This window comes from Mycobacterium helveticum (genome assembly GCF_007714205.1).
Classification (GTDB): Bacteria; Actinomycetota; Actinomycetes; order Mycobacteriales; family Mycobacteriaceae; genus Mycobacterium; species Mycobacterium helveticum.
Genome location: NZ_VMQU01000366.1, coordinates 1 through 465, shown reverse-complemented (window position 1 = coordinate 465; position 465 = coordinate 1). Strand labels below are relative to the sequence as shown.

The 465-nt window shown below is 61.9% G+C and carries 2 pseudogenes; one reads left to right on the top strand and one right to left on the bottom strand.

Going from position 1 to position 465, the window contains the following annotated elements:
* Positions 1–252 (top strand): annotated as a pseudogene (locus FPZ47_RS27950) (IS1634 family transposase); the annotation flags it as partial.
* Between the two features lie 33 nt (positions 253–285).
* Here FPZ47_RS27950 and FPZ47_RS27945 read toward each other — a convergent pair.
* Positions 286–465, bottom strand: a pseudogene (locus FPZ47_RS27945) (IS256 family transposase); the annotation flags it as partial.

Genomic DNA, 465 nt, shown 5'->3' with positions numbered 1-465 from the left:
GACGAGATCTATGCCGCCATGGACTGGCTGGTCGGCCAGCAGGAAGCGATCGAGCGCAAGCTCGCAGCCAAACACCTTGCCCCGCAGGTGAACCCGCACCGGATGGCGTTGTTCGACCTGACCAGCGCGTGGGTGACCGGCCGGTGCTGCGGGCTGGCCGCGCGCGGCTACTCCCGCGACGGTAAGAAGGGCTGCGAGCAGATCGAATACGGTGTGCTCACCGACCCGGCCGAGCCTGTCACGATTTTTGTGTAAGTCAGAGGTGATTTGACTACGACTTGTATTCTAGCACAACGGGATTCGTCCCGGGAAGAGTCTGGCGAGTGTGTTGAGCGCCACAGTCCAGTTGGGGGTTCCGGTCCCTGAATAGCCTCCTCTCTCGCTGGAGATGTTGCGCAGCCCGAGATACAGCAACTTCATCGCGGCGTCGCGGTCGGGGAAATGCCCGCGGTTCTTGGTGATCTT